The organism is Paenibacillus forsythiae T98, from assembly GCF_000520735.1.
Lineage (GTDB): Bacteria > Bacillota > Bacilli > Paenibacillales > Paenibacillaceae > Paenibacillus_AQ > Paenibacillus_AQ forsythiae.
In genome coordinates this window covers 1-8146 of record NZ_ASSC01000354.1, presented here as the reverse complement: position 1 = coordinate 8146, position 8146 = coordinate 1, and the positions used below count along the sequence as shown (strand labels likewise).

Genomic DNA, 8146 nt, shown 5'->3' with positions numbered 1-8146 from the left:
CCGTGAAGCGTCTGAAATCGGGGAGCATAGAGGCTCGGACAATCAGCGCAAAGCACTGGAACGGGAAGCGAAGACTAAACTCGGAGAGGCGCTTAAAACCGCCGAGGCTCTTCGCAATCTGGCGGGCGGTGCTAAAGAGGCTCTGGAACGTTACGAAATGCTGAATCAATACTATGAAGAGAATGTCGATTATAACCGGGGATTGCGTGAGAATTCACCGGACCGACCTGCGGAGAATGATCCTTACGCTGCCGAAAGCGCGGCAATGAATCACATGGACGACCTGTACGAAGCGCTGAGCGGTGTGATGCTCGCCTCCAGGGACAGACTGTTCCAAAGCGAATATGCGGCGCAGTATTTTCCGCATTTTGATATTTCCCAGCTTACGGATATAGCCGGGGGGACCACCGAAGAGATTGGAGAGAAGCTAAAGGATCAGCTAGATCCGCACAGCCAGGAGCTGGAGTATATTTTATACGGCTTCAATCGGCCGGGACTGAATGTAGGCGCGGCATACAGCGAGATATTCGCCATGCGGCTGGCTGTTCGAACCATGGAAGGGTTTGTAAAGAAAGCGGGACTGGGCAATCCGCTGCTTATCGTGGCTTCGGCAGTGCTGTACGGGCTGACGGAGGCGGTAAAGGATATGATTACGCTCTGCCGGGAGGGAGCGGCTCCCTTATCCGAATATGTGCCAGCCAAGCTGACTTACCGTGATTATTTACGTCTGTTCATGATGCTGCATGGCTCGGGGCAAGCCGAGCTGTCGCGGATGCTGGCGCTGATCCGGCTGAATACGGGCATTAATCCGGATGATAGCAGCACTTATGCCTCCGCTGAGATCAGGATCGGAATGAGATTATGGTTCCTGCCCGGCATAATGAAGCTGCTCCGGCATACCGGCGCGGTTCCTGGGGAGATTGACGGCCAAACTTATTTCAGCGTGGTTAAGGCAGACTTTGCGTATTAACGGGAGGAACACGGAGGAGATGAAGGATCGGCGCAAGAGGGGATGGATGACAAGAAGCGAAGGCAGCATGGTCGTGGAAGCGGCGATGGTGCTGCCCGTGTTTTTACTGTTCGTGCTGTTCCTGATCTTTATCATCCAAATGACGCTGTATTCGACAGCCCTGCAAAGCACAGTATCCGATACCGTCAAAGAGGTGGCCACTCATATGTACCCGGCCGCTTTGGCTGTGGAAAGAACGGCACAGTCCGGAAATACCTCCGGTGAGGCCGCGAATGGGACTGATGAACAGGCGGCCTCCGGAAACATTGCCGGCGAAGCCGCCGGGACGGGCAGGACGTCCGTGTGGTCCATCCCGCGCTTATCGGTTGCCGATTGGGCCGAGCAGTACGCTTCCGAGCTGCCTTCGCCGCTTGATGAGTGGATCAGAAGCGCTGCGGAGCAAGGAGAAGGCCCTCTTCAGGAGCTTCAGGCCGAAGGCTCGGAGATGGTTTTGGACACTGCCTTAAAGCCGCTGCTGAGGCCCTATATCACTTCGGACATACTGGATTACAGGCGGATTCATGTCTCGAACGTAGTTGTTCCAAAGCTGAAAGACGGCGCGAAGCCTTACTTTGGTCTTCAAGTCAGCTATGAACTGCCGATGAAGGTGCCGTTTCTGAACCGAAGCATTGTGCTGGAGGCTGCCTCAGTCGAACGGTTGTGGATAGGAGCTGTGGGCGAGGGGGGAAGCGGCGATCAGGAAGGCGGAGAGGAAGGCAGCGGCTCCATTGCCGTACTGGAGAAGCCGAATCCCGCAAGGCCGAATAAACAGGGAGTTATCCGGATTAAAATAGCGCCGAATGCTTCCGCGAATCTCACCGTTTTCTATAAAAGCGGAAAAAGCACCGCCAAGTATCTGGGCTGGAAGACAGCGGACGCGGACGGCTATATCGAGTGGAGTTGGAGAATCGGCGGCAAAACGACGCCGGGCTCAACGCCGACATTCGTTATAGAGACAGAGGATGGCCAATCGTCGGAAGGCCAATTTTACGTAGCAGATAAGCCGGATTGATTCACAAAATAAGGAGCCGTGGCAATGAATGAATGGGCATTTTGGGGCTGCTTGCCCTTTTTGGGGGCGGCGTTCCTGACGGATATGCTGACAATGAAAATACCGAACTGGATTACAGTGCCGGCTATGCTGGCAGGCCTTATGGCTCAAGGGCTGACCGGAGGCTGGAGAGGCTTGCTGTTCGCGGGAGCAGGGGCGGCCGCAGGCTTTATGCTCCTCCTGATCATGCACATTATAGGGGCTGTCGGGGCGGGCGACGTCAAGCTTTTTGCCGGGATCGGCGCTTGGACCGGGCTTTTGTTTACCGCTCAGGTTATCGTCTACTCGCTGCTGTTCGCGGCGGCAATAGGCTGGATCATTATGCTTAAGAGACGGGAAACGTTCCGTCGGCTGCGGAGTGTCGCAAGACTTCTGGCGGGAGTCTTTTATATGCCGAAGTGGACTTTGTTCAAAGGGCATGACTGCGAAATGCTGCGGTTTCCCTTCATGCTGGCGGTGATGCCCGGCGCGGTAACGGCTTTTTTGGGGGGATGGACATAATTAGCATTGGTTTATTTGGAATTGGGGGTGAGCGCCGATGTTTGGGTTAACCCGGGATTTTGTGCAGCAGGAAGGCATCCGGATGGTGCTGGGAGGGCAGGAGGGAATCCCGGTATCGCAGCTGAATACGGTTCAGAGCCGCATGCTGTCCTCCTTAAGCATTCCGCATCATCTGCGGCTGTTTCTCAAAGAGGTGGATCTGAGTGTAACGCTGGAATATTCGGTATCCGGGAAAAAATTGCTCTCGCATCTTCTCAAAGGAGCAAGACTGAGTCTGGCCGAACTGTACGGGCTGCTGCTGCAGGTTGCTCAAGGCATGGAAGCAGGAAGGCTGCATATGCTGCGGCCCGAGCAGTACACCTTGCACGAGGATTACATTTTTATCGAAGGTCCGCTGCAGACAGGAAAGGTATATCTAACGTACGTTCCTCTGCAGACGATCGATTCGTCACAGTCCTTGGGAGAGAGCCTCAAGGGGCTGATTATGGCGCTGATGCCAAGCGTGACAGAGCTGAGCGGGGACGGTGTCCAGCGGCTGCTGCACTACTGCGGGGAGGATGAATGCACCGCTTTGGGCTGGAAGGAGCTTCTTTCGGCGCTGCTGACAGAGGATGCCGGGGAGCGGCATTCGATAGTGAATGCGGAGACGGAGGCAGCGGCATCGTCTTCGTCCGAAGCTGCCAAATTGCCGGTTGCCGAATGGATGGGCGGCAGTTCTTTCTTTCAGGACAAACAGGATAACGTCAAGCCTGGCGGAGAAAAAAAGAGTCGATGGAAGGACGGGGACGAGGCTGAGCCTGATTTGGCTCTTGATTCGGTTCGTCCGCCTGACGGCAAAGGCTCCTCGAAGAAAACGTATATCCTGCTCGGATGTATCCTGGTGGACGCTTTGATGTGGAAATACGTATATCTTGACCGTCCCGGCAGACTCCAATTAGTGCTCTGCGGTTTCGCGACGGTTGCGCTGGCTGTAATAAGCGGTATTGCATGGATGGGGAGAATCGGACGGGGAAAATCGGAAGAGGAAGAAATGCCGGAAGAGGGCGCGGATGATCCGGGATTTACATTGACCGCCGGATTCGGATCGGCACGGCCTTTTGGCAGGCAGGACAAGTTGGAGGAAGCCCGGCAGCTTCAATCCGCGCCTGTTGAACGGAGTAAGCGGGTTGCTGCGGGAATTCTTGAATTCAAATCCGAAGAAAAGGGATGGAGTGAGAAGACGAAGACATCCGACTCCGGATTAGCGACCGTGCTGCTGCCAAGGGAGAAGGTCCCGGCGTCCGCAGAAGCGAAGCAGCGCGAAGGAGGGCTGCCTTATCTTGAAAGAACGGAGGACGGAAGCGAGCGGCGGGAAAAAATCGAATTGAACCGGACAAGCTTTATTATCGGCCGTTCGCCGGAGGTGGCGCAGTATGTGGAAACATCGGAAGGGGCCTCCAGGGTTCATGCCGAGATCTTCCGAAGCGGCGGCGGCTATATGCTGAAAGATCTCGATTCGCGCAACGGCACCCGTTTTAAGGGAGAGACGATCATTCCGTACAAGGAGTATCCCCTGGATGACGGCGATGTCTTCACTATTGTAAAAGGAAACTACATTTTTCATCAGCGTTTATGATTCGTGAGAGCAGATCATTTCATTAAATGGCGGTAAGGGGAGTAGTCGATATGGTTCTTTTCCAGAAATTGCATCAGGAAGCGGCTGTCGCGTCTTGGAGTGGCGGAGATGTACCCCCGGATACAATGATCGCGCGTAACCTCGCCCGCATGGCTTTCGATGGCGATCCTGCCGATTTCGGCGGCGATGGAATGCTTGGCGATATCGCGGAAAGGTCCGGGGACGGGCTGCACAAGCTGGTCGAGAAAGGCTTTGGATTCTTCGCTCCACAGCGGACGGCTGCGCTCCACCCAATAGTTCTGCCAGTCCAGCTTGGATTTGCCATCCGCCTTGGGCAGCACCTTGAGAAATTTGCGGAACATGAAATAGCCGCCGATGCCCATGCAGCCCAGCAGCACAAATGTCCAGAAAGCGATCGTGTTCATAAATAAGCTGCTCGGTGAAGCGGACAGCCAGCCAAGCCCTGATCTGATAAGCATAATGGAATCACCTCATCAATGATTATGATCATAGACTTCTTTCCAGTTTAAATTATAGCGTATAACCGGCGTTTTGCGAAGGCGGCAGCCAGATATCGGCAATGCCTAGATTTATTGTCCCAATCACGATAAAATAAGTTTTAATTCGTGAAAGAAAGAGGGAAGAATGGCATGCTAAAAATTGGTTCCCATGTGTCGTGCGCGGACAAGGGACTGCTCAGCGCGGCAAATGAAGCGAATGAATACGGTTCAAGCTCTTTTATGATATATACAGGCGCACCGCAAAATACCCGCCGGAAACCGATTGAAGACATGTACCCCGAAGAAGGCAAAGCGGCGATGCGGGACAATGGCGTGGAAGAGATTGTCGTTCACGCTCCATATATCATTAACCTGGCTTCCTATAAAAATCATACCTATCAGCTTGCTGTTGATTTTCTCCAGCAGGAGATTCACCGCACCCATGCGCTGGGAGTCAAGCATATTGTGCTGCATCCCGGAGCTTATACGGACAAGGACCCGGAATACGGCATCCAGCGGATTGCCGACGGTCTGAACGAGGTGCTGGGCGGGACGCATGAGACAGAGGTTCATATTGCGCTGGAAACTATGGCCGGCAAAGGAACGGAGCTCGGGCGGAGCTTCGAGGAAATCGCGTCCATGATCGATAAAGTCGTCCATAACGAGCGGTTGTCGATCTGTCTCGACACATGCCATATCCATGATGCCGGTTACGATATCGTAGGCGACCTGGACGGTGTTCTTGAACAATTCGATAAAACCATCGGGCTGGACCGGATTGGCGTGGTGCATATCAATGACAGTAAAAATCCAAGCGGTGCGCGCAAAGACCGCCATGCGCCAATTGGTTCAGGCTGGATCGGATTCGATACGATCAACAGGGTGGTTCATCATGAACTGCTTGCCGGACGCCCGTTCATCCTTGAAACGCCTTGGATCGGCAAAGACGCCAAGACCCAGCGGCCGATGTATGAAGCGGAAATTGCGTTGCTGCGCGGGAATGTTCAGGAACGTTTCGGGGGAGAGTTTTTGGCCCAGGTAGAGGAACTGCACGCTTTCTTTACCAAAGAGGAGCTGAATCCCCGCCAATATGTGCTTGATATTTGGAATTTGCTCAAGACCGACGCCAAGGCCAAGAAGGCGGATTCACGCGAGCCGCTGGAGCGACTGTACGATCAGGTGATCGCCGCCGGGCTGTTTCCGGAATTATGCGAAGAAGCGGTAAATCACCGGCTGATCGCCTGGCTGGCGGGCAAGCAGGTGCTGGTTAACGCTTAGACTTCAAGAGATGCCTACACGACGAGAGGATGGAAAGAATTCAATGGAATTGCATGTTAAAAGAGAACATTCCAGTCCAGGCGAGCAGCACCCCAACCGGGCGCGCATGCTCATCTCCTGTCCGGACGGCCCGGGAATAGTCGCTGCGGTATCCCGTTTTCTGTTCGACCACGGGGCGAATATTGTGCAGTCGGATCAGTATACAATGGACCCGTCGGGCGGGATGTTCTTTATGAGAATCGAGTTCGATCTTCCCAAGCTGGAGCAGCGTATGGAGCAGCTTCAGGCGGAGTTCGGCGCCATAGCCGACCAATTTGAAATGAACTGGCAAATGTTCAATGTCAGCCATAAAAAAAGGCTCGCGATCTTCGTATCCAAGGAGGATCATTGTCTTGTCGAGCTGCTCTGGCAGTGGCAGGCGGGCGATCTGGACGCCGACATCGCGCTGGTAGTAAGCAATCATGCCGATATGAAGGAATATGTCGAGTCATTCGGCATCCCGTATTATCATATCCCGGTAACGGCGGATACGAAGGCGGAGGCGGAACGGCGCCAACTGAAGGTGGTCGGGGAGGACATCGACGTCATTATTTTGGCGCGGTATATGCAGATTATCTCTCCGTCGTTTATTGAGCGCTACAAGAACCGGGTCATCAATATTCATCATTCGTTCCTTCCGGCTTTTATCGGCGGCAATCCTTATGCCCAGGCATACCGGCGCGGGGTGAAGATCATCGGCGCTACCGCCCACTATGTAACCGAGGAGCTTGACGGCGGCCCGATTATCGAGCAGGATGTTCAGCGGGTCAGCCACGGTGATGATGTTGGCGAACTGAAGCGGATCGGCCGCACCATTGAGCGAGTCGTATTGGCCAGGGCTGTCAAATGGCATATCGAGGACCGTATCCTTGTACATCAGAACAAGACGGTCGTGTTCAACTAATCGAATATCCGCTTGCTTCTATAGGTAAAAAAGCATTTTACCCACACTTTGGCGATCTGTGCCAAAGTGTGTTTTTTTACGCAAAAATTACTTTGTAAAGGGGGAAATCTACTTGTCGGCGCAGCGCGGTCATTTATTGAAGCGCAATTACTTTTTTGCTGTTCTGATTTTGCTTATCGGTTTCGGCGGTCTATTGGGATACGACCTTTACTTCAAGCCCTACGTGCTGTCCCAGACCGTAGTGAAAGTGAAGGTGGATGGGGGAGGGGTGCTGCCCAAGAATCACGAGTTGCAGGCGGGTGAGCTGTATCTCGATTCCGTACAGACAAAGGATGTTCCCGCCGGGGCTGTAACGGAAATTAATCTGGCGGAACGCAAAATCACCAACGTCAGCCTGACGGACGGCAGCATTTTAACGGAAGGGCTTGTTGATTTGAACAATGTGGAGCCCAGGGCGGACGAGGGGATTTTTCCGGTCCCGAAGGAAGCGGTCTATGCGATCAATGGTTCGCTCCGCAGCAGGGATAAAGTGGACATCTATCTTGTGCGGGAGGAAGCGAAAGCTGGGGGAGGCCCCAGCATGGATACAGGAGCTGCACAGGGAAGCCCGGGCGGAGAGCAGGCAATTATGCCGGAGAAGGTTTTTCTAACCGGAGTGACCGTAAATTATGTCCGCACGGAAGACAACAACGACGTTCGCGACACGGAGCTTGGCAATGACAATAACCGGGTGACTTCGACCGGCAAGGTGGCGGTTCCGGAATTGAAGCTGAAGAAGAGCGACGGCGAACTGCTGAAGCAGTACCTGGAGCGCGGCTGCAAGCTGTGGATTGTCCGGGTGGAATAGAAGGGAGGGGACGTTTTATGAAAATATTCAGTCTCGGCTTGGACCAACTGACGATTAACGATATCCGGCAGGCCGGCTACACCGTTGTTATGCAAACCGCGCTTCCTGATCCTCAGCAAATGGCGGGTCATATGCTGATAGCTGCAAGCGGCCAGGCTGAGGTTTCCGAGCTCCGGGGGCTGCGCGAAAAATATCCAGATACGATCATCCTTTATTTTTATCTGGAGCGCGGGGTGCGCGGGTATCACGGCATCCATCTGACCTGTGAGGAGCTGGGAATACACTTCCTGCCGCCTCGCTCAACTTCTTCGGCCATCATCGAGAAGATCCGGCTGATCTTGAAGGAGGACGGGGACGAACGCGGCAATGTAATTGGGGTGCTCGGGTCCGGACCGGGAATCG

Annotated in this window: 8 protein-coding genes and 1 pseudogene; 8 read left to right on the top strand and 1 reads right to left on the bottom strand. The window is 54.1% G+C overall.

Translation table 11 applies throughout. The annotated features are described in order from the left end of the window. The 4 genes and pseudogenes from L692_RS32650 to L692_RS0111365 form a co-directional block, all read left to right on the top strand. Positions 1-970, top strand: a pseudogene (locus tag L692_RS32650) (hypothetical protein); the annotation flags it as partial. A 46-nt stretch (positions 971-1016) separates the two neighbouring features. After that, positions 1017-2021 carry a TadE/TadG family type IV pilus assembly protein gene (locus L692_RS0111375; protein WP_232238770.1) on the top strand — a complete coding sequence of 335 codons (1005 nt, stop codon included), beginning with the start codon at positions 1017-1019 and terminating at the stop codon, positions 2019-2021. A 24-nt stretch (positions 2022-2045) separates the two neighbouring features. Next, positions 2046-2561: an A24 family peptidase gene (locus L692_RS0111370; RefSeq protein WP_025699933.1), complete on the top strand. Its 516-nt coding sequence runs from the start codon at positions 2046-2048 to the stop codon at positions 2559-2561. Between the two features lie 37 nt (positions 2562-2598). Further along, positions 2599-4176 carry a DUF6382 domain-containing protein gene (locus L692_RS0111365; protein ID WP_025699931.1) on the top strand — a complete coding sequence of 526 codons (1578 nt, stop codon included), beginning with the start codon at positions 2599-2601 and terminating at the stop codon, positions 4174-4176. 14 nt (positions 4177-4190) lie between these two features. On the opposite strand, the gene L692_RS0111360 is transcribed toward L692_RS0111365, so the two are convergent. Beyond that, positions 4191-4655: a DUF2621 family protein gene (locus L692_RS0111360; protein WP_025699929.1), complete on the bottom strand. Its 465-nt coding sequence runs from the start codon at positions 4653-4655 to the stop codon at positions 4191-4193. A gap of 171 nt (positions 4656-4826) precedes the next feature. Between L692_RS0111360 and L692_RS0111355 the strand changes: the two genes are divergently transcribed. The 4 genes from L692_RS0111355 to L692_RS28500 all read left to right on the top strand — a co-directional run. Beyond that, positions 4827-5954, top strand: a complete 1128-nt coding sequence (locus L692_RS0111355; RefSeq protein WP_025699927.1) for a deoxyribonuclease IV — start codon at positions 4827-4829, stop codon at positions 5952-5954. A gap of 43 nt (positions 5955-5997) precedes the next feature. Next, positions 5998-6897 carry a formyltetrahydrofolate deformylase gene (gene purU / locus L692_RS0111350; protein ID WP_025699925.1) on the top strand — a complete coding sequence of 300 codons (900 nt, stop codon included), beginning with the start codon at positions 5998-6000 and terminating at the stop codon, positions 6895-6897. A gap of 112 nt (positions 6898-7009) precedes the next feature. Next, positions 7010-7744 (top strand): CpaB family protein, encoded by a 735-nt coding sequence (locus L692_RS0111345; protein WP_025699923.1) that lies wholly within the window; start codon positions 7010-7012, stop codon positions 7742-7744. Between the two features lie 17 nt (positions 7745-7761). Then, the coding region (locus tag L692_RS28500; protein ID WP_036723273.1) for a hypothetical protein at positions 7762-8146 on the top strand (385 nt) is incomplete at its 3' end.

Excerpts from the sequence above, each read along its gene's own strand:
- L692_RS0111375 (WP_232238770.1), top strand. The coding sequence starts at position 1,017 with ATGACAAGAAGCGAAGGCAGCATGGTCGTGGAAGCGGCGATGGTGCTG.
- L692_RS0111370 (WP_025699933.1), top strand. The coding sequence starts at position 2,046 with ATGAATGAATGGGCATTTTGGGGCTGCTTGCCCTTTTTGGGGGCGGCG.
- L692_RS0111365 (WP_025699931.1), top strand. The coding sequence starts at position 2,599 with ATGTTTGGGTTAACCCGGGATTTTGTGCAGCAGGAAGGCATCCGGATG.
- L692_RS0111360 (WP_025699929.1), bottom strand. The coding sequence starts at position 4,655 with ATGCTTATCAGATCAGGGCTTGGCTGGCTGTCCGCTTCACCGAGCAGC.
- L692_RS0111355 (WP_025699927.1), top strand. The coding sequence starts at position 4,827 with ATGCTAAAAATTGGTTCCCATGTGTCGTGCGCGGACAAGGGACTGCTC.
- purU (WP_025699925.1), top strand. The coding sequence starts at position 5,998 with ATGGAATTGCATGTTAAAAGAGAACATTCCAGTCCAGGCGAGCAGCAC.